Here is a 24819-nt window from a genome sequence, read left to right as displayed (position 1 = left end):
ATGCTCAAACGTCGATGGCCTTGTCCGAGTGCATGCGCTTGCGCAATTCGAACTTCTGGATCTTGCCCGTCGACGTGCGGGGCAGGGGGCCGAAATAAATGGCTTTCGGCACCTTGAAGCCCGCCAGGTTGTTCTTGCAAAAAGCGATCAATTCCGCTTCCGTCACCGTCGCCCCTTCGCGCAATTCGACGAAGGCGCACGGCGTCTCGCCCCATTTCTCGTCCGGCTGGGCGATGACGGCGGCGGCCAGCACTTGCGGGTGGTGGTACAGCGCATCTTCCACTTCCACGCTGGAAATATTCTCGCCGCCGGAAATGATGATGTCCTTGCTGCGGTCCTTCAGCTTGATATAGCCGTCCGGATACATGACGCCAAGGTCGCCCGTGTGGAACCAGCCGCCCGCGAACGCTTCCTGCGTCGCCTTTTCATTCTTTAAATAACCCTTCATGCAGATGTTGCCGCGGAACATGATCTCGCCTATCTGTTCGCCGTCGGCCGCCACATGCTGCATGGTTTCCGGGTCGATCACGGCGACGGCGCTTTGCAGGTGGTAGCGCACGCCCTGGCGCGATTTCAAGACGGCCCGCTCTTCCTGGCTCAAGGCGGCCCACTCGTCCTGCTCGGCGCAGATGGCGGCCGGGCCGTACACTTCCGTCAAGCCATACGAGTGGATCAAGTCAAAGCCCATGGCTTCGATCTTCGCCACCATGGCCGCCGGCGGCGGCGCGCCGGCCACCATGCCGCGCACGGTCCAGTCGATTCCGTCGCGCCAGTTGGCGGGCGCGTTGGCCAGGGCCGCATGCACGATGGGCGCTGCGCAATAGTGGGTGATGCGCAATTCGCGCATCAGGTCAAACACCAGTTTCGGCTCGAACTTGCGCAGGCACACGTTCACGCCCGCGCGGGCGGCCACGGTCCACGGGAAGCACCAGCCGTTGCAGTGGAACATAGGCAAGGTCCACAGGTAGACGGCGTGCTTGGGCATGTCCCATTCCAGGATGTTCGACAGGGCGTTCAGGGCCGCGCCGCGGTGGTGGTAGACCACGCCTTTCGGGTCGCCCGTGGTGCCGGACGTGTAGTTGAGGGCGATGGCGTCCCACTCGTCGGCAGGCGGCTGCCAGTCGTAATCGGGGTCGCCGCCGGCCAGCAGGCTTTCGTAGTCGAGGTCGGAAAACGCATCCACTTCCGGTCCCAGCACGTCGTTGACCTGGATCACGCGCAAGCCGGGTATCTGCGCTGCCATCTGGCGCGCCAGCTCGGCAAATTCCGTGTCGGCCAGCAAGACTTTCGCCTGGCCGTGGCGCAGCATGAAGGTCAAGGAGGCCAGGTCGAGCCGGATATTGAGGGCGTTGAGGACGGCGCCGGCCATGGGCACGCCAAAGCTCGCTTCCACCATGGCGGGGGTGTTCGGCAGCATCACGGCCACCGTGTCGCCCGTGCCCACGCCCAGCTTGATCAGGCCGGACGCCAGGCGGCGCGTGCGCGCATACGTCTCGCGCCACGTCTGGCGGATGGCGCCATGTGCAATTGCCAGGCGATTGCCATATACTGCGGCTGCCCTGGCGATATAGTCGAGCGGGGTGAGGGCGGCGTAGTTGGCGCTGTTTTTGCCGAGGCCGGTGTTGAAATCAGGTGTCATGCTTGTCTCCTGGTAAAAAGATTCTGTAGCTCCCTGTTTCGGGATTGATACCGGTGAGCATAGCACCGGCGCTGGAAAATCACTGTCATCTTAGTGACAGGTCTGAAAGATGGAATGGATAGCAACGATAGTGTAGATCGTACCGTACCCGAACTCGACAGCCACGACTGGTTTGCGGCCCTCGACGCCCGCCACCAGGCGCTGCTGCGCGCCGCCAGCGTCGTCCGGCACTATGAAGCGGGCGCCTTCATCACGCGGCGCGGCGAACCGTCGGCGCACTGGATCGGCGTGCACACGGGCCTGATCAAGCTGGCCGTGTACAACGCCGATGGGCGCGGCGCCACGTTTTCCGGCGTGCCGGCCGGCGGCTGGTGCGGCGAGGGCAGCGTGCTCAAGCGCGAACTGCGCCGCTACGACGTGGTGGCCGTGCGCGCCGCCGACATCATCCTCGTGCCCGTGGACTTGTTTCATTTGCTGCTGGCCGAGAGCCTGTCCTTCAATGCCTTCGTCATCCGCCAGTTGAACGAGCGCATGGGCCAATTCATCGCCACCATCCAGAACCAGCGCCTGCTGGCCGTCGACGCCCAAGTGGCGCAAGCGATCGCGCAGCTGTTCCACCCCATGCTATACCCGCGCACCTCACGCGTGCTTGAGCTGTCGCAGGAAGAAATCGGCTTGCTGACCGGCATTTCGCGCCAGCGCGTGAACCAGGCGCTGGGGCATCTGGCCGGGCTCAAGCTGATCAGCATCGCCTATCAATCGATCCGCGTCGTCGACCTCGACGGCTTGCGCCGCTACGGCGTGGCGTCGCTGTGATGACAGACTGGGCGCGCGATGTGTGGCATGCTGATGCCTCGTTCACCACACTGGCTTGACGCATGGCACTCGTTTCCGATCATCCTCTGCATTTGCTGGGCTTGCGCTTTCCGCTCCGGCTGCGCGTCACCGTGCGCCAGGGTTTTGTGACTTTGCATAATGAAATCGCCACCAAGAAACTGGGCAGCGGCGACAGCTTCGTCGTGCCCGCCTTTTTGCGCTTTGCCTGCGACGTGATGCCGGGACGGGGCAAGCCGGCCGTGTTCACCCTGGCGCTGGAAGACGACGACGCGCAGGCCAGCCATGGCGGCGGCAAGCGCTGGAGCCAGGCGCTGGCGCAGCATATCTTCCATTCGCCGCAGGGCAAGTGGACGGCTGCGCGCCTGGCGGCCCTGTGGCAAGTGACGCCGCACAAGGCCAGGGCGCGCCTGTTTGCCGAGGGTGAAGCGCTGCTCAGCCTGGTGCGCGAACAGCGGCTCGCGCATGCGCTGCACGCGGTGGCGCAGGTAAGCGGCGACGGCGATGCGGGGCGCGACCTGGCGCAGGTGGCGGCCGGCTCCGGCTTTGCGTCGATTCCCGCGTTTTGCGACGCCTGCGTGGACGTGGCGGGCGTGCGCCCGAGCCTGTTCCTGCAGGGACAGGCGCCCGCATAGCCAGACTCCGTTATAATCGGGGCCATGGGATCTTTATTGAAACGCAAACAGTGGCATATGTGGTTCGCCTGCCTGGCGATACTGCTCAATGCGCTGTCGCCGTCCCTGTCGTATGCCTATGCTGCGCTGCACGCCAAGGCGAACGGGGCCACGGTCGAGATCTGCTCGGCCAGCGGCGCCGTCTACACGCAGGCCGACCTGGCATCCGCCTTCCAGGCCGCGAAATCCACCACCGATTCCGTCCTGCACCACATCGAGCATTGCCCGTTCTGCATGAACCATGCGGGCAGCTTTGCCTTGCCGCCGCCGCAATCGACGCCGCTGGCCGTCTCTGACGGCCACGACGGCTATCCGCCCCTGTTTTACCAGGCGCCGCAGCCCCAGTTCGCGTGGCTGGCCGCCAGTCCGCGCGGGCCGCCTGCAGCGGCCTGAACGCACCTGTTCTGCCTGCCGCCCTGCGGCATGGCCTCTACGTCCTAACTTGTCTCAACTACGCCCATTGGGCTGGAATTGCCATGAAACGTCGTTTATTTCTTCTCGCCGGCACGGCGGGATTGCTCACGCTTGCCGCTTGCGAACAAGCACCGAAACCCCATTACAACGGCCTCGACCTGACGGGAGGCGATTACAAGCCCGACTTCAAATTGAGCGGCCCCGACGGCAAGGTGTATACCCTGGCCGACTTCAAGGGCAAGTATGTGATGGTCTTCTTTGGCTTCACGCAATGCCCGGACGTGTGCCCGACGGCCCTGTCGCGCGCGCTGGAAATCCGTCAGAAGCTGGGCGCCGACGCCGACAAGCTGCAAGTGCTCTTCATCAGCATCGACCCCGAGCGCGACACGCCCGAGCTGCTGGGCGAGTACATGCGCGCCTTCGACCCCAGCTTCCTCGGCTTGCGCACGGACCCGCAGGCGACGGCGCAGACGGCCTTCAACTACAAGGTCTTCTACCGCCGCGTGCCCAGCGGCAGCTCGTACACGATGGACCACACGGCCATCAGCTATGTGCTCGATACGGAAGGGCGCATGCGCCTGGGCCTGAAACACCAGTTGACGGGCGACGAGTGCGTGCAGGACATCAAGACCTTGATGAAATCGAAATACACCTTATAACATCCATTGAAAGGAATGATCATGACCCATCTGAAAACCCTGCTGGCCACGGCCCTGGCCGTGCTGTCCTTCTCCGCCGCTGCCCAGACGTCCGTGCAGATCAGCGACCCGTGGGTGCGCGCCACCGTGCCGCAGCAAAAGGCCACGGGCGCCTTCATGCAGATCACGGCGCCGAAAGCCATGCGGCTGCTGGAAGTGCGCTCGCCCGTGGCCGGCGTGGCGGAAATCCATGAAATGAGCATGGTCGACAACATGATGCGCATGCGCCAGGTCAAGGAAATCGCTTTGCCTGCCGGCAAGGCCGTCGAACTGAAGCCGGGCGGCTACCACGTCATGCTGCTGGACCTGAAAGGGCAGGTGAAGGCGGGCGACAAGATCCCGCTGACCCTGGTCGTCGAAGGCGAGGACAAGCACCGCGAAACCATTGAAGTCCATGCCGTGGCCCGTCCGCTGGGCGCCGCCTCGGCCCCGATGCCGGCGATGAAACACTAAGCCTGCCGCTGCACCCTTGAAAAGCCCGGTTCGCCGGGCTTTTTTGCGCCCGCCTGAAAGTTAAACGGTTGTTTGATATAATTCCATGCAATATTAAACAGCTGTTTAAATGATGGGAACGGCATGACCGAAGATAAAGAAAACGAACCGGCGCGCGCGCGCATCCTGCAGGCGGCGGCGGACCTGTTTGCCGACGAAGGCTACAAGGCGGCGTCCGTGCGCAGGATCTGCGAGGCGGCCAAGGTCAACGTGGCGATGGTCAATTATTACTTTCATAGCAAGGAGGAGCTGCACCTGGCCGCCTTCGACCATGCGCGCGAGCTGGCGCGGGCCTCGGCCGCCGACGTGGCCGCCGCCAGCGCGCGGGCGCAGCTGCCGCCCGTGGAACAGTTGCGCCTGGCCATCGAGGCGCTGGTGTCCGACATGCTGCGCTCGGGTCACGCATCGCTGTTCAGCCGCCTGGTGGCGCGCGAACTGATCGAGCCGACGGCCGCCATCCACAAGCTGGCCGAGCGCAATGTGCGTCCGCAGCACGCGCTGTTTACGGGCTTGATCCGTGGCGTGGTGGGGTCGGCCATGCCGGACGACGTGGTGCAGAAATGCGTGTTCAGCGTGATCGGCCAGGCCGTGTTCTATGCCCGTTCGCGCATCGTGCATGAGCTGGTGGCGCCGGAAATCACCTATGACGAGGCCGGCATCGCCAGCATCGCGCGCCATGTGTCGCGCTTTTCCCTGGCCGCCCTCGACGGCATGCGCCTTGAATTTGACGCTGCGCAGGTGCGCGCATGAAGGCCCGCAACCTGACCATGGTGCTGGCCGGCCTGGCCATGCTGGGCCCGTTCGCCACCGACACCTTCCTGCCATCGTTTCCCGCCATCAGCGCGCATTTCGACGTCAGCAGCGTGCTGGTGCAGCAAACCCTCAGCATCTACCTGGCCGCCTATGCCTTCATGACCCTGTTCTACGGCACCCTGTCCGACTCGTTCGGCCGCCGCCCCGTGATTCTCGCTTCGCTCCTGATCTTTGCAATCGGCTCCATCGGCGCCGCGTTTGCACCGAGCTTTGGCTGGCTGCTGTTCTTCCGCGGCATGCAGGGCGCTTCGGCGGGGGCGGGCAGGGTGATCGGGCAAGCCATCGTGCGCGACACCCTGTCCGGCGCGGCAGCGCAAAAGATGCTGGCCAATATCATGATGGTGTTCGGCATCGCGCCCGCCATCGCCCCCGTCATCGGCGGCTGGCTGCATGTGGCCTATGGCTGGCAATCGACGTTCGTCTTCACCTTTTCCGTCACCGTGCTGCTGGCGCTCGCTTGCCTGAAAGGTTTGCCGGAAAGTTTATCTATTGAACAACGTCAACCATTTCATCCCGGCAACATTGCGCGCAATTACTGGCTGGCGCTGCGCCACCGGACGTTCCTGCTGCGTTCGCTGGCCGTTGCCTTCGCCTTTGGTGGCTTTGCGCTGTACATCGCCTCGGCGCCGCATTTTATTTTGGAATTGCTGCGGCTGCCGGAAACGGCGTTTGGCTGGATGTTCATCCCCATGGTGGCGGGCCTGGTGGGCGGCTCGGCGCTGTCGGGCAAGCTGGCGCACACGGTGAAAAGCACCGTGCTGGTGCGCTGGGGCCTGCTGGCCATGGCGGCCACGGGCGCGCTCAACATCGCCTACAACCATTGGTTTGCGGCCAGCATCCCGTTCGCCGTCGTGCCCGTGATGCTGTATGCGTTCGGCATGTCGCTGGCCTTGCCGGGCATGACCATGTCCACGCTCGACATTTTTCCGCAGATGCGGGGCCTGGCCGCATCGCTGCAGAATTTCGTGCAGATGCTGGTGTTTGCGCTGGTGTCCGGTTTTGTCGCACCCTTGCTGTTCGACAGTGCTTTCAAGCTGGCGCTGGGGCAGGCTTCGGCCGTCGCGCTGGCCGCCGCATTCTGGTGGCTGGCCAGCCGCCAAGGGGCGGGGCAGGGCATTGGCAGGGTTGCCAAAACGGCATGAGCGGCCCTGGAAAAGGATGGCATGCTTTCTGCTTTGTTACACTGTGACAATCAGACCCCCGCCGCGGGCACGGCAGCACGCGCGCGGGTCTAAGCAGTTTTGCAACTTTACCTTTGGCTATCATGCACTTGATTAACTCCAGTTTGAACCACGCCTTGCGCGTGCCGCTGGCTGCGGAAATCCACTCGCGGCCGTTTTTGCAGCTCGACGCCCCCGAACTGATCACCCACCTGGCAGTGTATAAAGATGACAGCGCCGCGCCCGGTGCGTCGAATATGGCGGCCCAGCACGCCACGCTGGCGGCCCTGTGCACGCATTTCGGCGTCACGCCTCCCAACGCCGAAGCCAAGTATTTTTACTACGACTTCGGCCGCTTCCGCCTGAAATGGGAATGCCACACGGAATTTGCCACGTTTACCTTCGCCGAACATCCGGGCGCTGCCTTGCCCCTGGAGCAGGCGTTCGAGCGCATGCCCCTGGAACAGTTGCCGCAGCAATGGCTGGCGGGCTTGAAGGGCAAGCTGATGGTGGCCGCCCACGTGGTGCTGGAACAGGCAACGGAGCCGGCCGAAATCTTCATGCAGGGCCTGTCGCGCGTGTTCGAGGGCAATACCCTGGCCGGCAGCAAAGTGCTGCAGGGCGGCGAATTGTGGACGGATTTTACGATCCAGTCCGACGGCTTCAGCCGTTTCGTCATCCGCGACGCGGGCATGCGCGCGCAGCAGTCGGGCCGGCTGGTGCAGCGCGTGCTGGAAATCGAAACCTACCGCATGATGGCCTTGCTGGGCTTGCCCTACGCCATGCAGGCGGCGCCGTCGCTCAATGCCATCGAAAACGAGCTGGCCACCCTGGCCGCCGCCATGGTCGACACGGACGACGCGCCGGGAGCCGGCGATGATGGCGTGTCCGAGCAAGCTTTGCTTGACCGCATCACGCGCCTGGCGGCCCGCATAGAAAAATTGTCACTCGATAATAGCTACCGTTTTTCCGCCTCGAAAGCCTACATGGGCCTCGTCAAGGCGCGCATCGAGGAGTTGCGCGAAGTGCGCATCGAGGGCATCCCCACGGTCGAGGAATTCATGGACCGCCGCCTGACGCCGGCCATGAATACCTGCGAAGCGATGTCCAGCCGCCAGGAAGCCATGGCGCAGCGCATCGCCAACACCAACGACTTGCTGCGCACGCGCGTGGGCATCGTGCAGGAATTGCAAAACCGGCAAATCCTGCAATCGATGAACGCCCGCGCGGCCCAGCAGCTGCGCTTGCAGCAAGCGGTGGAAGGCTTGTCAGTGGCCGCCATCTCGTATTACGTGATCGGCCTGTTCAGCTACACGGGCAAGGCGGCCAAGGTGCTGGGCTTGCCCGTGAATCCGGAAATCCTCGTCGGCGCCCTGGTGCCCTTCGTGGCGGGCGCCGTCTGGCTGGGCTTGCGCCGCATGCACCACAAGCTGCACGCGGACTGAGCCGGGGATGCTCCGGCGGCGCGTACGCCGCGCGCCGCCAATCTTTGCTATCGTGCTGACCTCATTGTTTGCTACAAGGAAATTAGCGTGCTTGCCAAGGTTGGAGATATCTACAGTGTGTTTTCGCACAGGCTGCAGCAGTATGTGGCTTGCCAGGTCACGGCCATCGACGATGCTGCGTCCGGCAGCGCACCGCTGGCCGCCATTTTGCAGCTGGACTGGACGGGCGACGCCTTGCCCGATGCCGCGGCCGTGCAGGCGATGCGCCCGCTGGTGTGCGATTACTATTTCTGGAACAGCCGCCACGACCACAGCTTTGCCAATGCAAAAGTGCCGCGCCATTACACCCTGGTGGCCAATGTCGCGCCCCTGGTCGATGCGGCAGTGAAAAGCTACAGCGGCGGCTGGCACATGGGCGACAGCGTGTACCGCCAGCGCCGCTGGGAGCAGCTCGACCCGGCCAGGTGCCGGCGCTTCAAGGCGGCATCGAGCGAGGAAGTGATGGTCGGCGGCCAGGCCGTGCGCCAGAAGACGAGCCGCATCGGCGACGATATCCTGCAGGCGATCGGCGACCTGTCCGAACTGGACCGGCTGCCTTGCCTGACGACCATCGAGACGCGCCACGGCAGCGCGGCGCTGGCCGCCTACATCAACGGCAACCCCATCATCAACGAAGTGCAGTGGCAGTCCTCGACGGAGAGCGAACTCGACTTGCGCAACAGCAATGTCAGCCGCCTCGTCGTGCATGGCGCAGGCTTGCGCTCGCTGCGCCTGAATGAGGGTGTGAGCACCCTGATACTGAATGGCGCGCCGTCGGCCGCCCTGCGCATCGACGACCCGCATGCGGGGCGCTTCCTGCGGCTGCAGTTGTCCGGCGCCCTGGCGCCATTCCACGGCCTCGACCAGCTGGCGCGCCTGTCGCTGAGCGCGATGCCGGTGGTCGATTTCGACGCCGTGGCGCAGCGTTTCACCGTGCTGACGGACCTGACCGTGTGGGGCAAGCCGGGGCTGGCGTCGAACGTGGCCAGCATCGCCAGACTGGACCGTTTGCGCTCCTTCACCGCGTATGAACTGTTTGGCTACGGTGCCGATGACTTCCCCGCGCCGGCGCAGTTGCCGGCCTTGTCCAGCCTGTGCCTGGCCAGCCTGCCGGCCGACGCCGCCAAGGCCATCAAGGCCAGTTATAAAAAGGCGGCGGCGCTGGGTCTGGACTTGTCCGTGACGCGGCCGCGCAAGCCGGAATGGCTGGCGGAAAACCTGGACAATCCGTTCCGCGACTGGGATGGCCGCGCGCACATTGCGGCGGCCTATGCCAAAAAGGCCGCGCAGGCGTATAAAAAGCTGCTGGCCACGGCGCGCACGCTCGACGGCGCGAACGATGCCGGGACGGCGCAAGCCGCGGCGCAGGAGATGATCGCCGCCTACGTCGGCGTGTTCAACCAGATCGAACGGCGTTCCAGCGTCATCGAGACGGTGGAGCGCGACGAAATCTATGTGGCGCTGGAGCAGGTGCTGACGCAGGTGCCGCTGCCGGATGTGGCGGCGCTGTACGCCCTGTTCGACCGCCTGCGCGATTTTTAGTCAGGCATGGACTAGAAAAAAAGTTCTAGACATCGAGTTCTAGAATCGGTATTCTAGCGTCATGCTAAAAAATACCTCCACTCCCCATCCCACGGCCGCCGAACTGGATTTGCTGCGCATCCTGTGGCGGCGGGGTCCGTCCGACGCGCGTGCCGTGTACGACGCCCTGGCCGAAGAGCGTGCCGACGCCAGCTACGCCACCGTGCTGCGCCAGTTGCAATTGATGCATGGCAAGGGCTTGCTGAGCCGTGATGAAAGCCAGCGGCCGCAGCTGTATGCGGCCGTCGAGGCGCAGGAAAAGCTGCAGACCAGCTTGCTCAAGGACTTGATCGGCAAGGTGTTTTCCGGTTCCGGCAAGGCGCTGGTGCTGACGGCCCTGCGCGAGCACGTGAGCGACGCCGAACGCGTGGAAATTGAAAAGATCCTGCGTGGCGACAGGGACGGCGGCCAGCCATGAGCCTGCCCATCATGGATGCCTTCCTGCCCGCGCTGGGCTGGGTGCTGCTGTATTTCGTCTGGCAGGGCCTGTTGATCGGCGGCGTTGCCGCGGTGGGGCTGTGGCTGCTGCGCGCTGCGGGCCCGCGCTGGCGCTATGCGCTGTGCGCGCTGGCCCTGCTGCTGTGCCTGGGCATTCCCGCCGCGCACTTGCTGGCGCTGCTGCTGGACGGCGGGCCGGCGCAGGCCCGCGCATCCATGGCGGCGCTGCCCGCGTGGCGCTCCGCCGTCGCTGCCTGGCTGCCGGCCCTGGTGCTGGCCTGGAGCGCCGGCGTTGGCCTGATGAGCTTGCGCCTGTGCCTGGGCCTGGCCTGGGTCGGCAAGCTGCGCCGCCAGGCCGTGGCGGCGCCGGCCATCTGGCAGGCGCGCCTCGATGCGCTGGCCGTGCGCATGGGCTTGCGCCAGGCGCTGCCGCTCAAGCTGCATGYGGGGCTGTCCGGTCCCGTCACCCTCGGTTTCTGGCGTCCCGTCGTGCTCTTGCCCGTCGCCTTGCTGAGCGGCATGCCGGTGGCGCTGGTCGAAGCCTTGCTCGCGCATGAGCTGGCGCACGTGCGGCGCTGGGATTACCTGGTCAACCTGCTGCAAAGCGTGGCCGAGGCGCTGCTGTTTTTTCACCCCGTCGTCTGGTGGCTGTCGGCGCGCATGCGTGCCGAACGGGAGCAGGTGGCCGACGCGCTGGCCGCGCAGGCGCTGCAAGACCCGCAGCGGCTGGCCAGCGCGCTGCACGCCTTGTCCCTGCAGGCGGGGGCACTGCGCCAGCCAGGCCTGGCCATGTCGGCCCGGGGCGGGGCGCTGCTCACGCGCATCCGTTCCCTGATGGCGCCGGCGCCGGCCGCCAGCGGCTGGAAGCTGGCCGTGCCCGCCTTGCTGCTGGCCGGCGCCACCCTGCTGCTGCAGACGCAGGGCAAGCCGGCCGTCACGGCGGCGACGATTGCCGGCGCCGCTACCGCGATGCTGGACTTGCCCGTCAGCGCCAGGCACATGCTGGTGTTTGACGACAGCACGGGCCAGGTGCTGATGGCAAAAGACGCGGACGCCGTCGTGCCCATCGCCTCGATTACCAAGCTGATGACGGCCATGGTGGTGCTCGACGCGGGCCTCGATCCTGCCGAAACGCTGCGCATCGCGCGCGCCGACGGCGACTCGTCGCTGCAGCGCCGCAGCGTGCTGGCCGACGGCGTGGCCGTGTCGCGCGGCACGCTGTTGCAGCTGGCGCTGTTGCCATCCGAAAACCGCGCCGCCGCCGCGCTGGCGCGCACCTATCCGGGCGGCAACGCGGCCTTTGCGCAAGCGCTGCAGGCGAAGATACGCGCGCTGGGCCTGACGCGCACCACGCTGACGGACCCCGTCGGCAGTTCGCCAGCGAATACGTCGACGGCCAGCGAGGTGGCGAAGATCGTCGCGGCGGCGGCCCGCTACCCGGACATTGCGCGCATCACCAGCCACCCGCAAGCGAGCGTGGCCGTCGATGGCAAGTGGCGCACCCTGCACAACACCAACCCGCTCGTCGGCGGCAAGGGCTGGGACATTCTGCTGTCGAAAACGGGCAGCAGCCACGAGGCGGGCAGCTGCCTGAGCATGCGCATGCGCAGCGGCGGCAAGCACGTCACCGTGGTGCTGCTGGACGCCGACGGCGCGCAGCGGCGCTCGCTTGACGCCGGACACATCCGCGACACCCTGGCCGACAGGACCGGCCGCATGCATTGATACCCCCCGGGCGCGCCGCGCGGCGGCCGCCTTTCTTTTTTACACTCTGGAGATGAAGATGACACTATTGGCGAAGTTGATGCTGGCGACGGTTGCGACCATGTCGGCGGGCACAGGACAGGCGAAGACGCCCGCACCGGTGCAGGATACGCCTGTCGATTGCGACAGTTGCAAGGAATGGAATGCGCCCGTCAAGCCGTTCAATATCCATGGCAACAGCTGGTATGTGGGCACGGCCGGCCTGTCCGCCGTGCTGGTGACGGGGCCGCAGGGCCATATCCTGCTCGACGGCGCGCTGCCGCAGTCGGCGCCCCTGATCATCGACAATATCAAGGCGCTCGGTTTCCGCATCGAGGATGTGAAGTTCATCCTCAATTCGCACGCGCACTGGGACCATGCGGGCGGCATTGCCGCGCTGCAGCGCGCCAGCGGCGCCACCGTGGTGGCCAGCGCCTCGGGCGCACTGGGGCTGCAAAGCGGCACGAATGGCAAGGATGACCCGCAATACCAGGCCAACCCTGTCGTGCATGTGGCCAAGGTGCACAAGGTCAAGGTGGTGGGCGAGGGCGATACCGTCAAGGTGGGACCGTTGACCTTGACGGCCCGCATGACGCCCGGCCACACGCCAGGCGGCACGACATGGACGTGGACGTCGTGCGAAGGCCAGCGCTGCCTGAACGTCGTGTATGCGGACAGTCTGAACCCGTATGCGAGCGGCGATTTTACTTACACGGGCAAGGGCGGGGGCAAAGGCAGGACGCCGGACGTCTCGGCCGCGTTCGAAGCGAGCATCGCCAAGGTGGCTGCCTTGCCATGCGACATCATCATCCCCGTGCATCCGGGCACGACGGACGTGCTGGGCAAGGCGGCCAGGCGCAACGGCACGGATAACCCCCTGGTCGACGCCAACGCCTGCCGCGCTTATGCGGCCGAAGCGGGCGGCTTGCTGGCCAAGCGCCTGGCGAAGGAACGGGGCGAGGCCGCGCCGGCCGCCGATGCGGCGCACGTCCACTAAACCGCTGTCGCGTGGGGAGGCTACTGCGTCGGCTGGCCCGGCGCGGCCTTGTGCAGGCGGTTGACGAACACGGTCATTTCCTTGACGGCTTGCAGGTCGCCCTGCTTGCGCGCCACCGCCAGGCCGGTCGTCCAGGCGGCCTCGGCCTCATCGGGCCGCCCCAGCTGCCGCAAGGCCTTGCCCAGCAGCTTCCAGGCGGCCGAATAGCCGGGCTGTTGCACCGTGGCGTGCGCCAGGTGGACGGCGGCTTGCCCGGCGTCGTTCTCTTTCAGGCAGGCATCGCCCAGGCCAAAGCGCAGCAGGGCGTTGTCGCGTCCCTCGGCCAGCATTTTTTCCAGCTTTTCACGCATGTCTCGCTCCATTAATATACAAGTTAATTCTTGCATATTAATGCCTGGGGCGTTTGTCCGCAAGCCTGCTCCGGCCTTGCTGCCGATGCCCGAACTCTGCTTTCCCGGCCGCGCGCTTGCCCCTTGCAGGCGCGCGTCGCGGCAGGAGGGGGCTATTTCTGAGGCCTGCCTATTTGCAATACAGCCTGTCGATGCTGTGCGCCGACGCCAGGTAATGCCGCGTCTGCCACGTAATCGCCACGCGGTAGGCGCAGGGCGGGTCGAGCGCCACGTTGACGGGGAAGCCGCCATTGTTGCCCGATAAATGCGGGCCGCCGGCCCCGCCGCGGAACAGATAATTGCCCGGTGGCGGAGGCGGCGTGAAACTGGCGGCCGGCAGCGGCGGCGGCGGGTGCGCGATGCCGTTGTTATTGGAAATCGTGATATTGAAAAAGCGCAAATGCGGATGGTCTATCGTGTACAGGATATGCACGAGGCCGCCCGCGATGGGGTTGCAGGCATTGCTGCGCAACTCTTCCAGGTCCAGCGCGACGATGACGGCTGAATTGTCGAAGACGATGGAGTCGAGCCCGTCCGTGGCCACCAGTGCCAGGGTGTTGCCGTCGCGCACTTCGAAGCCCAGGCGGTAGCGGCGTATCGGTTCGCTCTCGGCCGCCGTCAGGCTGCGGCCCGCGTCGAGGATGGGCAAGCCGCCCGGCAGCTTGGCCGGATGCAGGCTGGTGATGGCGGGGGTGTTGATGGTCAGCAAGTCGAACGTGCGCAGGAAGATGTTGGGCGCCACGTTGACGACGGCCGTCGTGCCGTCGCGCATGTCCACGGTGACAGGCTTGCCGTCCACCCGTATCCACCCGCCCGGTTTCAGATCGCCCGCATTGATGATGACCTGCGCCGAGTCGGCCAGGCCCAGTCCGTTCGTATAAAACACATAGCCGACGAGCGTGCCGAGAATTTGCGTGAGCGGCGCCAGGCTGGCCGGGGCCACTGCGGGCAAGGCAGTCGGGTCGTCGCTGCCGCCCGGCCACGTCCATTCGCCGATGAGGAAGCGGTATTCGAGCGGGTTGGCGGGGATGGCGCTGTTGCGCAGCGGGCAATTGCCCTTCAGGGTCACGCCGCCGCCGAACACGTAGGAGGCGCCCGCGCCGCCCGCATAGCCTTGCGCGGAAAAGCCTGCCGGCGAGGGAAACGGGGGGATGTCGAACACTTCCACCTGCTGCCAGTGGGGCACGCCTTCGACGTCGGGCGGCAAGACCTCTTTCGAGCACAATTCGACGCAGAAACAGTGGCCCACGTTTTCGCGCCCTGGCTGGCGTCCGTCGGCCTGGGTTTCCGACAGGATGGTCACGCCGCCCAGCTGCGCCGTGAAATACACGTCCGGCCCGCTGGTAAATTCCACGTTGATGAACGGCGAAAACGGCGTGAGCGTGAAGTCGGACGTCAGGTAATCGATGCGAAAGCGGCCGCTGGCGTCCGTGACGGCGTCGCCCAGCGCATCGTCCTGCAGCCAGTCCGCGTCGAACGCGCGCACGGTGGCGCCGGCGATCGGCGTTTGCGGCGCGGCGCAGGTACGCAGGCGGCCGCAGATGGTCCAGGCGCCGAAACGGGCGCGCACCAGGCACCAGAAGCGTTGCGGCAGGCAATAATCCCAGACGGCAAGGAAATCGTTGTCGACCTGGCGCCAGCGGGGCTGGAGGGTGGTGATGGAAAACTGCAGCGGCACGGGGTCTTTCGGCCCAGGCTTGAGGTGGGGCACGGTGGGACACAGCACGTCGACTTCGACGGCCTCGCCGTGGTAGTCGCCTTCCAGGGTGAAACTGTAGTTGCCGTCCTCGTCCGTGCGCGCTTCGGCCAGCAGGAAGGGCGCTTTCGCCTGCACTTCCTCGTCCGTGAGGATGGCGAAGGTTTCCTTGGCGCTGGCCACGGCCAGGGCCGTGACGTTTTGCGTGTCGCGCGGCCGGTACAGGCGCACGATCACGTGCGACAGCGGTTCCGGACATTCGGCACAGATCAAGCCGCACAGCTTGCCCCGCAGGATATAGGCCATGATGGTTCTCCAGCTCGGTTGGACAGTTGCGCCGCTCGCAATGGCGGTGCTGTTACCAAGCTAGCAAATGGATAGCCTTTGGGCTTGATCCTGCGTAAAGGAGTGGCTATTTAATCAGTGCCAATACCTCGCGGAAACGCGGATGCTTGCAGTCGCGCAACCATTCAAAGGCCAGCATTTCGACCGTCACCAGATGTGCGCCCAGCTTGCCGAGGCGGGCCAGCGCCGCGTCGCGGCTGGCGGCCTGGCGCGAGCCGACGGCGTCGATGGCGATGATGACCTCATAGCCAAGCGCGAGCAGGCCGATGGCTGTCTGCAGCATGCACACATGGGCTTCGCAGCCCGTGACGACGACCTGTTTTCGGCCTGGCGGCAGGATGTCCTGCAAGCCATCAAAACAGGCGCCGAAATGCGTCTTGTGCAAGGTCCGTTCGCACAGGGCGGCGATCTCGTCCACGTTGGGCCCCAGTCCCTGGCGGTTTTGTTCCGTGCCCAGCACGGGCACGCCGAGCAGGCGCGCGATCCTGGCCAGGCGCAGGTTTTGCGCCAGCACCAGGCCGGCGTCGTGGATGGCCGGCATCAAGCGGCCTTGCAGGTCGACAATGACCAAAACGGCCTGGTTTGCATCTATCAGCATGGCGATCTCCTGAAACACCTGCCAAAACCTGCTGCGCGTCGGTAGTCGCGGCCTGCGATGCTCACTGTACCTTCGTACAGTTGCGCGTCTCGACCACAACTCCCTTCCGCTCGCTACGGTTTTATCAGGCGTTGTTAGTAATTAATATGTGGCGACAGTGTAGCGCGCCGCAGTGTGCTCAAGTTGGCCAGCTGGGCATGGCCGTCTCGCCCATCAGATAGGCGTGATTCAAATCGATGGCGCCGCGCAGGTAGTTCCACAGGGCGCTGACGCGGGCAATGTTGCGCCGCTCGCTAGGTGAAATCATCCAGAAAGAGCGCACGAGGTCGATGTCGCCGTCGAGCACGGGCACCAGTGCATTCGACTGCTGCGCCACGAAGCAGGGCAGTATCGCCAGCGCCTGGCCCGCGCGCGCCGCGTGGTACTGGGCGATCACGCTGGTGCTGCGGAACGCGCGCAGCGAGTCGGGCGCCACATTGTCCATGTAGCGCAGTTCCGCGCTGAAGACCAGGTCGTCCACGTAGCCGATGATCGGGTGCTGCGCCAGCTGCGCCACGCTGGTGATCGGCGCGTGGCGCGCCAGGTAGCCTGGCGTGGCGTACAGTTTCAGCCGGTAGTCGGACAGCTTGGTCACCACGTAGGGGCCGGACAGGGGCCGTTCGATGGAAATGGCCACGTCCGCCTCGCGCTTGGACAGGCTGACGAAACGGGGCACGGCGATCAGGTCCACGCTGATGTGCGGATAGCGGCCGCAAAACTGCGCCAGGTGGGGCGCCAGCACGACGGCGCCGAAGCCTTCCGTGGCGCCCAGGCGCACCTGGCCCGACAGCAATCGGTTGTGTTCACCCAGTTCCTCGGTGGCGGCAAACACCGTGCTTTCCATCGTTTCCGCGTATTCCATCAGGCGGTGGCCCTCGGGCGTCAGCTGGTAACCCACGTAGTTGCGGTCGAACAGCTGCGTGCCCACCTGCTCCTCGAACTTGCGCATGCGCCGCGACACGGTGGAATGGTCGATGCCCAGCTTTTTCGCCGCGTCGACGAGCCCCGCGCTGCGCGTCAGTTCCAGAAATACCCGTACATTGTCCCAATCGAGCATGGCCATTCCTCTCTGTGCATTTTTGCAAAGGAATTATGCATTAATTTCACTTGAGTGCATATTTTTACACATGCAGAATGCATCTACACCTATAAGAAAACCCGTTCACCTGGAGACACGCATGAAAAAAACCGTTCTGGCCATGGGCGCGCTGGCGCTCGCCCTTTCCTTTGGCGGCGCGCACGCGCAGATTTCCGATGGCGTCGTCAAGGTCGGCATCCTGACCGACATGTCCGGCCCGTATTCGGCCATGGGCGGGCGCGGCTCCGTCGTCGCCAGCCAGATGGCCGTCGAGGATTGTCTGAAAGCCGAATGCAAGGGCATGAAGATCGAAATCCTCTCGGCCGACCACCTGAACAAGGCCGACATCGCCGCCTCCAAGGCGCGCGAATGGATAGACCGCGACAAGGTCGACGCCATCGCCGATCTCACCAATTCCTCGGTGGCCCTGTCCGTGCAAAAGCTGATGAAGGAGAAGGGCGGCATCGCCATGTTCAGCGGCCCGGCCACCACGCGCCTGACGAATGAAGACTGCTCGCCGAACGGCTTCCACTGGATGTTCGACACGTATTCGCAGGCGGCCGGCACGGCGGCGGCATTGACGAAACTCGGGCAGAAATCGTGGTATTTCGTCACCGTCGATTACGCCTTCGGCCATTCGCTGGAAAAGGACGCCAGCGAAGTCGTCAAGCGCAACGGCGGCACGGTGCTGGGCGCCGTGCGCCATCCGCTGAACGCCTCCGACTTCTCATCCTTCCTGGTGCAGGCGCAAGGCTCGAAGGCGCAGGTGATCGGCCTGGCCAACGGCGGCGCCGACACGGTGTCGGCCATCAAGCAGGCGCGCGAATTTCGCATCGGCAGCGGCAAGGACCAGCGCCTGGCCGCCTTGCTCGTGTTCCTCTCCGACGTGCATGCGCTGGGGCTGGACACGGCCCAGGGCCTCGTCTATGCGGACGGCTTTTACTGGGATTTCGATGACCGCAGCCGCGCCTTTGCCAAGCGCTTCGAGGCGCTCAACAAGGGCGCCAAGCCGACCATGGTGCAGGCGGGCGTGTATTCGAGCGTCTACCACTACCTGAAATCGGTGGCGGCGGCGAAAAGCGACGATTCGAAGATCGTCGCCCAGAAAATGCGCGAGCTACCCATCAAGGATGCCGTCATGAACAACGCCTCGATCCGCCCCGACGGCCGCGTCATCCACGACATGTACCTGGTGCAGGTCAAGACCCCGGCCGAATCGAAGGGCGCGTGGGACTACCTGAAAGTGCTGTCCACCATTCCCGCCGACCAGGCGTTCAAGCCTATGGATGCGGCGGCGTGCAATCTCGTTAAAAAATAGTCACGGAGCCAAACAAATGAACCAAGCCCTCACCTCAGTTCCCGCCATCCCCCTGCACATCGCCGGCAAGCATCACGCCTCGACCAGCACGGAGTGGCGCGACGTCGTCAACCCGGCCACGCAGGAAATCGTCGCCCAGGTGCCGTTTTCCACGCCCGAGGAAGTGAATCTGGCCGTCGCCACAGCCAGGGAAGCCTTTAAAACGTGGCGCAACACGCCGCTGGCGGCGCGCATGCGCATCATGCTCAAGTACCAGCAGTTGATCCGCGACAATATCGGCGCCCTGGCCGAACTGATCACGCGCGAGCACGGCAAGACCTTGCCCGATGCGGAAGGGGAGGTGATGCGCGGCCTGGAAGTGGTGGAGCATGCGTGCTCGATCGCCACCCTGCAGCTGGGCGAAATCGCGGAAAACGCGGCCACCGGCGTCGATGTCTACAATATCTACCAGCCGCTGGGCGTGGGCGCCGGCATCACGGCATTCAATTTTCCCGTCATGCTGCCGTGCTTCATGTTCCCCATCGCCATTGCCTGCGGCAATACGTTTGTGCTGAAACCGTCCGAGCAGGACCCGTCCTCGACCATGTACCTGGTCGAGCTGATGTACCAGGCGGGCTTGCCGGCGGGCGTGCTGAACGTCGTGCATGGCGGCGCCGACGTCGTCAACATGCTGTGCGACCATCCCGACATCAAGGCTGTCTCCTTCATCGGCTCCACCCACGTGGGCACGCATGTGTACCGCCGCGCCAGCGAAGCGGGCAAGCGCGCGCAATCGATGATGGGCGCGAAAAACCATTGCGTGGTGCTGGCCGACGCCAACAAGGAGCAGGCCATCAATAACCTGATCGGCGCCGCGTTCGGCGCGGCCGGCCAGCGCTGCATGGCCAATTCCGTCGTCGTGCTGGTGGGCGAGGCCCGTTCCTGGCTGCCGGAAATCGTCGCCCGCTCGCAGGCCCTGAAAGTGGGGCCGGGCAGCGACCGCACGGCCGACCTGGGACCGATGGTGTCCAGGGCCGCCATGCAGCGGGCGGAAAAGCTGATCCAGGCGGGCGTGGACGAAGGCGCGCAGCTGCTGCTCGACGGCCGCGGCCGCAAGGTGGCCGGTTACGAGGGCGGCAATTTCATGGGCCCGACGATATTTTCGAAGGTGGCGGCGTCGAACTCCGTCTATACGCAGGAGATTTTCGGCCCCGCCATGTGCGTCGTCGAAACCGATACGCTCGACGAAGCGATCGCTTTTATTAACGCCAACCCGAACGGCAACGGCACCTCGATCTWCACCGCCTCCGGCTGGGCGGGGCGCAAGTTCCAGAACGAGATCGACGTGGGGCAGGTGGGCATCAACGTGGCCATTCCCGTGCCCGTCGCCTATTTCAGCTTCACGGGCTCGCGCGCCTCGAAACTGGGCGACCTGGGCCCGAACGGCAAGCAGGCCTTGTACTTCTGGACGCAGACCAAGACGGTCACGGCGCGCTGGTTCGCCCCGGACGACGGCGGCAGCGGCGTCAACACCACCATTGCGATGAAATAAGGAGACGGCGATGAGCGCAAATATCGTTTTCATCGGCCTCGGTAACATGGGCCTGCCCATGGCGCAAAATCTGGTGCGCGCCGGCCATGCGGTGACGGGCTTCGATTTGCTGCCGGCCAGCGTGCGCCAGTTCGCCGACGGCGGCGGCCTGGTGTCCGACGACCAGGCCGCGGCGATTGCCGCCGCCGACATCGTCATCACCATGCTGCCGGCCAGCCGCCACGTGCTGGGAGCCTACCTTGGCGACACTGGCATCCTGGCGCAGGCGCGGCGCGGCACCCTGCTGCTCGACTGCTCGACGATTTCCACCGAGGCGGCGCGCCAGGTGGGCCGCGCGGCACAGGAGAAGGGCATGCCCATGCTGGACGCGCCCGTCTCGGGCGGCACGGCGGGCGCCACCAACGGCACCCTGACCTTCATGGTCGGCGGCGAAGCGTCCGCGCTGGCGGCGGCGCGGCCTTATTTGGAGATCATGGGCAAGGCCATCTTCCACGCGGGCGGCTCGGGCAGCGGCCAGGCGGTCAAGATCTGCAACAACATGCTGCTGGGGATTTTGATGATCGGCACCAGCGAAGCGATACGCCTGGGCGTGGCCAATGGCCTGGACGCCAAGGTAGTGTCGGACGTGATGGCGAAAAGCTCGGGCCGCAACTGGACCCTGGAAGTGTATAACCCGTGCCCGGGCGTGGCCGAGAACGTACCCGCGTCGCGCGGCTACACGGGCGGCTTCGGCGTCGACCTGATGCTCAAAGACCTGGGACTGGCCATGGAAAGCGCCGAGGCGTCGGGTGCCAGCGTGCCGCTGGGCGCCCTGGCGCGCACGCTGTATGACATGCACAGCAAGGCGGGGGCGGGCGGGCTCGATTTCTCCAGCATCTACCAGCTGCGGGACACGCCGGCGTAAGGCAGCTGTCGTGGCGATGGCGCTCCTGCGGGAGCGCTTTTTTTTTGTTTGCCGCAATCCTAATGTGCATGCTATCAGGAGGTTAAGAATATACAATCAGCAACTTGATTGAGTGCAAGATTAATGCTGCAGATCTGGATGCCGATAGCGAAAAACCCTGCCCGGCAAGGGCCTTGATGAACAGGAAAGACGGATCACCCGATGTTTAAAAAAATACTGGAACTGGCGCAGGGCATAGTGGGCGTAGCAGGCCTGGATGAGCATGCGCAGTTGAAAAAGGGCCTGCGCGGCCTGGCGCAGATATCGCCTGCGCTGTGGGAGCGCGCCTGCGAGTTTGTCTGCGAGGGAAGGCAGGAAAGCGTGCTGCTCGATTTGCCGGCGGCGGCGCCGCGCGGCGGTGACTTGCTGGGCAAGCCAGGGCGCCTGTACTCGCATTTTTATACCCATAACATGCATAACAAGGATGGCGCGCTGGCCAATGAAAGCCTGCGCCACCGCCACCAGTTTTATGCCCAGTCGGATGCGGCGGCGCTGGACGCGGCGCTGCTGGTCCGCCTGGGCAAGCTGCTGCAGGCCGCCGACGGGGGCGATTTGCTGGAGCGCACCGGCGCCGCGGTGCCGCAGTGGCTCGACTATCTGCTCGGCGATGCGCTGTTCGCCAGTTTTTCCGAGACCCGCGCGCAGGCGACCACGGTCAACCGGCGCGGCTGGGACGTGGCGCTGCTGGCGCGCCTGCTGGCCGCCGATGGCGAAGCGGAAGAAGGCGCGCTGCAACTGGTGTTCGAGCGGCGCGAATTGAGCGAGTACGTGCGCGATAACTGCCTGCAGCGCCTGCTGGCGCCGGGCGCGCTCGACGCTTACATGCTCGCGCATGCCGCGCAGGTGGAGCAGTTGCCGGCGCTGCTGTCGGCCAGCGGCAAGGCGCAGCTGGCCAGACGCCTGGGCGCCACGCCCGCGCTGGCCGAAGCCTTTGCCGCCGTGCTGGTGCGCCTGGCCGTCGACGGCGGCAAGAGCGTGCGGGCCGAAGCGGCACCCCATCTGGCGGCCATCCCGCAGGAACGCAGGATCGCCTTGCTGCAGCATTGCCTGTTGACGGGCAAGACGGACGAGCGGGTGCAGGCGGCCGAGTTGCTGGGCCGTGGCCTGGGCCCGCAGCAGGGGGCGCTGCTGGAACAGGCGCTGGCGCTGGAAACGAGCAAGCCGGTGCAGGCGGCCATCCGCAACGCCTTGTCGTGGCTGGGCGCGGCAAGCGATGCCGGCGCGGCGGAACAGCCCGTGCCGCCGTTGCCGCCCGTGCCGCCGGCGGCGCGCCTGGGCGACGCCGCGCTGCATCTGCTGCAGGCCAACCATGCGGCACTGCTGGAAAAGTACCGCGCCGAAGCACGGCAGGAGCGCGAAGACAACCAGCACGCCAAGCACAAGTACGAGTGGCATCAGGAGCGCCTGAAACGCTTTGAGGCGATCAAGCCTGCCTACATGGACGCGGCCATCCGCGTGTTCAATGGCGAGGCAGCGAAGGGCGAGGCGCAGCCCCTGAAAAACAACCAGATGCGCGAACCGGTCGAGTTGCAGGGCAAGCTGGCCGCCTTGCCGGAGTTCGGCGTGGCGCACATGGCGCGCTGGCTGCTGGCCACGCAGCGCAACAGTCTTTACTTCTGGCAAGATGACTTCTTCCAGCAATGGCTGGCGCGCCAGGACCTGGCCACGTTCGACCTGCGCCTGCTGGCGCGCGCCATGCGCGAGGCCGGCGACGAGCATGACAGCGTGGCCATGCTCTGCCTGGCCAGCAACTGGTGGGGCGCCAAGCCGCAGCAGGTGCTGGCGGCGGACATGGTGTGGCCGCTGTTCGCGGAACGCCCCGAACTGATCGACCAGGGCCTGGGCTTGCGCGCCGTCGAAAGGCGCCAGGGCGTGCTGCCCGAGCTGGGTGCCACGCTGGAAGTGCTGGCCACCTTTCCGGTGCTGCCGCTGCAATGGCTGCCGCGCGTGATGGAGATTGCGCTGGGAGAAGGCAAGCAGCACCGCGCCAGCGCGCAGCAGGCGCTGGCCAGCTTGCCCGATATCGGCAAGCGCGTGGCCGAAGCGCTCGGTTCCGGCAAGCAGGACATGCGCATCGGCGCCGCGCGCTGGCTGGCCGACCTCGATTACCGCGCCGCCATCCCGGCGCTGTACCAGGCACTGGACAAGGAGACGCGCGAAACCGTGATCGCGGCGCTGCTGACGGCGCTGGAAAAACTGGGCGAAGACTTGAGCCCGCGCCTGTCGCCCGGAATACTGCTGGCGGCCGCGCGCAAAGGCCTGAAGGGCAAGGCGCCCGTCGGCCTGGCCTGGTTCGTCTTCGAAGCGCTGCCCGCCTGCCACTGGCGCGATGGCACGCCTGTCGACGCCGACATCATCCGCTGGTGGGTGGTGCTGGCCTGTAAATTGAAGGAACCGGGCGGCAATGCCCTGCTGCTGCGCTATCTGGGCCTGCTCGACGACGCCGGCCGCGCCGCTCTGGGCGAGACGGTGCTGCGCCTGTTCATCACCGAGGATTTGCGCGGTCCCAGCCTGGAGGTGGCGACCGCCGAAGCGCAGGCGCGTGCGCCGCAGGCCTACCAGAGCTACCAGGATCTTGCCAGGCGCTATCCCGAGCATTATGCTATGGAAGGCAAGATGACCGAAGAGCAGGTATTCGATCAGATCCGCCGCAACAAGATGGCCGAGTACCTGGGCAGCGCCATCGGCGAGAAGGGCATCCTGGCGCTGGCTGCCCATACGCCTGGCCATGTGGCGGTCAGCCTGCTGCAAGCGTATATGCGCGACCATTACCCGCGCCGCGCGCAGATCGAAGCGATGCTCGACGGCCTGGCCGACGGCTACGACCCGGCCGTCATCCAGTTACTGCTGGGTATCGCGCGGCGCTACCGCACCGCTTCGGTGCAGGAAAAGGCGCGCCTGCTGGTCGAACGCATCGCCCAAGGCAAGGGCTGGAGCCAGGACCAGCTGGGCGACCGCACCATTCCTGCTGGCGGCTTTGACGACAGCGGCCGGCTCGAACTGTCGTATGGCGAGCGGGTCTTCCATGTGACCCTGGACGGCGCCATGAAGCCGCGCTTGCACAACGCGGACGGCAAGGAGATCAAGGCCTTGCCCGAGCCGCGCCAGGGCGAGTCTCCGGACATGGTCAAGGAGGCCAAACAGCAGCTGTCCGTGTGCAAGAAAGAACTCAAGCAGGTCATCGCCATGCAGACGGCGCGCCTGTACGAGGCCATGTGCGCGGGACGTGTCTGGCCGGCGCAGGAGTGGCGCGACTACCTGCTTGGCCATCCGATCGCGGGCCGCCTGGTGCAGGCGCTGGTGTGGATCAGGGAGGCCGACGCAGGCCGCACTTTGCTGCGCCCCAGCGATGATGGCAGCCTGCTCGACGCGGACGACGAGGAAGTCGCCCTGAACGAAGGCAGCCAGCTGCGCCTGGCGCACGCCTCGCTGCTGGATGCGGCGCAGATCGCCGCCTGGCAGCGTCATTTCAAGGATTACAAGGTCAAGCCCCTGTTCGAGCAGCTGGCGCACCAGTTGCCCGACGCCGCGCTGATGGCGGGCCGACAGATCGCCGACCGCGAAGGCTGGGTGGGCGATACCTTCGGTCTGCGCGGCGCCTTCGGCAAACAAGGCTATCAGCGCGGCCCGGCCGAGGATGGCGGCGTCTTTACCGAGTATCACAAGGATTTTGCCAGCGCCGGCCTGCGCGCGGTGATCGAATTTTCCGGCAGCAGCCTGCCCGAGGAGCTGATGGCGGCCGCCCTGAAAACGCTGCAGTTCTATCCGCTGCCGCGCTCCTGGCGCGACGAGGCGGTGGCGCTGGCCGACGTGCCGCCGGTGCTGCTGGCCGAGACCTATGCCGATTATCTGGCGGTGTCGAAGGCGTGCAGCGGCTATGATGCGCAGTGGGAAAGTAAAATGCCGTGGTAAGGC

The 24819-nt window shown here is 65.4% G+C and carries 21 protein-coding genes; 16 read left to right on the top strand and 5 right to left on the bottom strand.

Annotated features, from left to right (window positions below; all coding sequences use genetic code 11):
• Positions 1 to 4 precede the first annotated feature (4 nt).
• Positions 5 to 1639, bottom strand: a complete 1635-nt coding sequence (locus CBW50_RS20210) for an acyl-CoA synthetase (RefSeq protein ID WP_086147208.1) — start codon at positions 1637 to 1639, stop codon at positions 5 to 7.
• A gap of 114 nt (positions 1640 to 1753) precedes the next feature.
• Between CBW50_RS20210 and CBW50_RS20205 the strand changes: the two genes are divergently transcribed.
• The 12 genes from CBW50_RS20205 (at position 1754) to bla (ending at position 12967) form a co-directional block, all read left to right on the top strand.
• Positions 1754 to 2455 carry a Crp/Fnr family transcriptional regulator gene (locus tag CBW50_RS20205; RefSeq protein ID WP_086147207.1) on the top strand — a complete coding sequence of 234 codons (702 nt, stop codon included), beginning with the start codon at positions 1754 to 1756 and terminating at the stop codon, positions 2453 to 2455.
• Positions 2456 to 2517: 62 nt separating this feature from the next.
• Positions 2518 to 3108: an AraC family transcriptional regulator gene (locus tag CBW50_RS20200; protein WP_099420696.1), complete on the top strand. Its 591-nt coding sequence runs from the start codon at positions 2518 to 2520 to the stop codon at positions 3106 to 3108.
• Positions 3109 to 3144: 36 nt separating this feature from the next.
• Positions 3145 to 3540, top strand: coding sequence for a DUF2946 domain-containing protein (locus tag CBW50_RS20195; protein ID WP_157792429.1), 396 nt, complete (start codon positions 3145 to 3147; stop codon positions 3538 to 3540).
• An 83-nt stretch (positions 3541 to 3623) separates the two neighbouring features.
• The gene (locus CBW50_RS20190; RefSeq protein ID WP_086147204.1) at positions 3624 to 4220 is read left to right on the top strand and encodes an SCO family protein; all 597 of its coding nucleotides are present in this window, start codon (positions 3624 to 3626) and stop codon (positions 4218 to 4220) included.
• Between the two features lie 21 nt (positions 4221 to 4241).
• The gene (locus tag CBW50_RS20185) at positions 4242 to 4712 is read left to right on the top strand and encodes a copper chaperone PCu(A)C (RefSeq protein ID WP_172404833.1); all 471 of its coding nucleotides are present in this window, start codon (positions 4242 to 4244) and stop codon (positions 4710 to 4712) included.
• 123 nt (positions 4713 to 4835) lie between these two features.
• Entirely contained in the window at positions 4836 to 5501 is a 666-nt protein-coding gene (locus CBW50_RS20180; RefSeq protein ID WP_086147203.1) for a CerR family C-terminal domain-containing protein, read from the top strand.
• Positions 5498 to 6706, top strand: a complete 1209-nt coding sequence (locus CBW50_RS20175) for a multidrug effflux MFS transporter (RefSeq protein ID WP_086147202.1) — start codon at positions 5498 to 5500, stop codon at positions 6704 to 6706. The genes CBW50_RS20180 and CBW50_RS20175 overlap by 4 nt, the downstream gene beginning before the upstream one ends.
• Before the next feature lie 122 nt (positions 6707 to 6828).
• Positions 6829 to 8169: a DUF3422 family protein gene (locus tag CBW50_RS20170; protein ID WP_086147201.1), complete on the top strand. Its 1341-nt coding sequence runs from the start codon at positions 6829 to 6831 to the stop codon at positions 8167 to 8169.
• A gap of 87 nt (positions 8170 to 8256) precedes the next feature.
• Positions 8257 to 9750, top strand: coding sequence for a hypothetical protein (locus CBW50_RS20165; protein ID WP_086147200.1), 1494 nt, complete (start codon positions 8257 to 8259; stop codon positions 9748 to 9750).
• Between the two features lie 61 nt (positions 9751 to 9811).
• Positions 9812 to 10207: a BlaI/MecI/CopY family transcriptional regulator gene (locus tag CBW50_RS20160; protein ID WP_086147199.1), complete on the top strand. Its 396-nt coding sequence runs from the start codon at positions 9812 to 9814 to the stop codon at positions 10205 to 10207.
• On the top strand, positions 10204 to 11952 hold the full coding sequence (locus tag CBW50_RS20155; protein WP_086147198.1) for a M56 family metallopeptidase: 1749 nt from the start codon (positions 10204 to 10206) through the stop codon (positions 11950 to 11952). The genes CBW50_RS20160 and CBW50_RS20155 overlap by 4 nt, the downstream gene beginning before the upstream one ends.
• A gap of 58 nt (positions 11953 to 12010) precedes the next feature.
• Complete coding sequence (bla, locus tag CBW50_RS20150) at positions 12011 to 12967, top strand: subclass B3 metallo-beta-lactamase (protein WP_226936469.1); 957 nt, start codon at positions 12011 to 12013, stop codon at positions 12965 to 12967.
• 20 nt (positions 12968 to 12987) lie between these two features.
• Here bla and CBW50_RS20145 read toward each other — a convergent pair whose 3' ends face one another.
• The 4 genes from CBW50_RS20145 to CBW50_RS20130 all read right to left on the bottom strand — a co-directional run bounded on the left by CBW50_RS20145 (position 12988) and on the right by CBW50_RS20130 (position 17091).
• The gene (locus tag CBW50_RS20145) at positions 12988 to 13317 is read right to left on the bottom strand and encodes a tetratricopeptide repeat protein (protein WP_086147197.1); all 330 of its coding nucleotides are present in this window, start codon (positions 13315 to 13317) and stop codon (positions 12988 to 12990) included.
• Between the two features lie 169 nt (positions 13318 to 13486).
• Positions 13487 to 15358 (bottom strand): hypothetical protein, encoded by a 1872-nt coding sequence (locus tag CBW50_RS20140; protein WP_216356381.1) that lies wholly within the window; start codon positions 15356 to 15358, stop codon positions 13487 to 13489.
• A gap of 106 nt (positions 15359 to 15464) precedes the next feature.
• Positions 15465 to 15995, bottom strand: a complete 531-nt coding sequence (locus tag CBW50_RS20135) for an isochorismatase family protein (protein WP_086147195.1) — start codon at positions 15993 to 15995, stop codon at positions 15465 to 15467.
• Between the two features lie 178 nt (positions 15996 to 16173).
• The gene (locus CBW50_RS20130; RefSeq protein WP_086147226.1) at positions 16174 to 17091 is read right to left on the bottom strand and encodes a LysR family transcriptional regulator; all 918 of its coding nucleotides are present in this window, start codon (positions 17089 to 17091) and stop codon (positions 16174 to 16176) included.
• Between the two features lie 121 nt (positions 17092 to 17212).
• On the opposite strand from CBW50_RS20130, the gene CBW50_RS20125 reads away from it, so the two are divergent.
• From CBW50_RS20125 to CBW50_RS20110, 4 genes are all read left to right on the top strand, one after another.
• Positions 17213 to 18430, top strand: coding sequence for an ABC transporter substrate-binding protein (locus tag CBW50_RS20125; protein ID WP_086147194.1), 1218 nt, complete (start codon positions 17213 to 17215; stop codon positions 18428 to 18430).
• Between the two features lie 16 nt (positions 18431 to 18446).
• Positions 18447 to 19961, top strand: a complete 1515-nt coding sequence (locus CBW50_RS20120) for a CoA-acylating methylmalonate-semialdehyde dehydrogenase (protein WP_086147193.1) — start codon at positions 18447 to 18449, stop codon at positions 19959 to 19961.
• A gap of 10 nt (positions 19962 to 19971) precedes the next feature.
• Positions 19972 to 20865 carry a 3-hydroxyisobutyrate dehydrogenase gene (gene mmsB / locus CBW50_RS20115; RefSeq protein WP_086147192.1) on the top strand — a complete coding sequence of 298 codons (894 nt, stop codon included), beginning with the start codon at positions 19972 to 19974 and terminating at the stop codon, positions 20863 to 20865.
• A 201-nt stretch (positions 20866 to 21066) separates the two neighbouring features.
• A complete protein-coding gene (locus CBW50_RS20110) occupies positions 21067 to 24816 on the top strand; it encodes a DUF4132 domain-containing protein (protein ID WP_086147191.1) in 3750 nt (1249 codons plus the stop codon).
• Positions 24817 to 24819: the final 3 nt, after the last annotated feature.

It is taken from the genome of Janthinobacterium sp. GW458P (assembly GCF_002127585.1).
Classification (GTDB): domain Bacteria; phylum Pseudomonadota; class Gammaproteobacteria; order Burkholderiales; family Burkholderiaceae_D; genus Janthinobacterium.
This window is presented reverse-complemented; position numbering and strand designations above follow the sequence as displayed.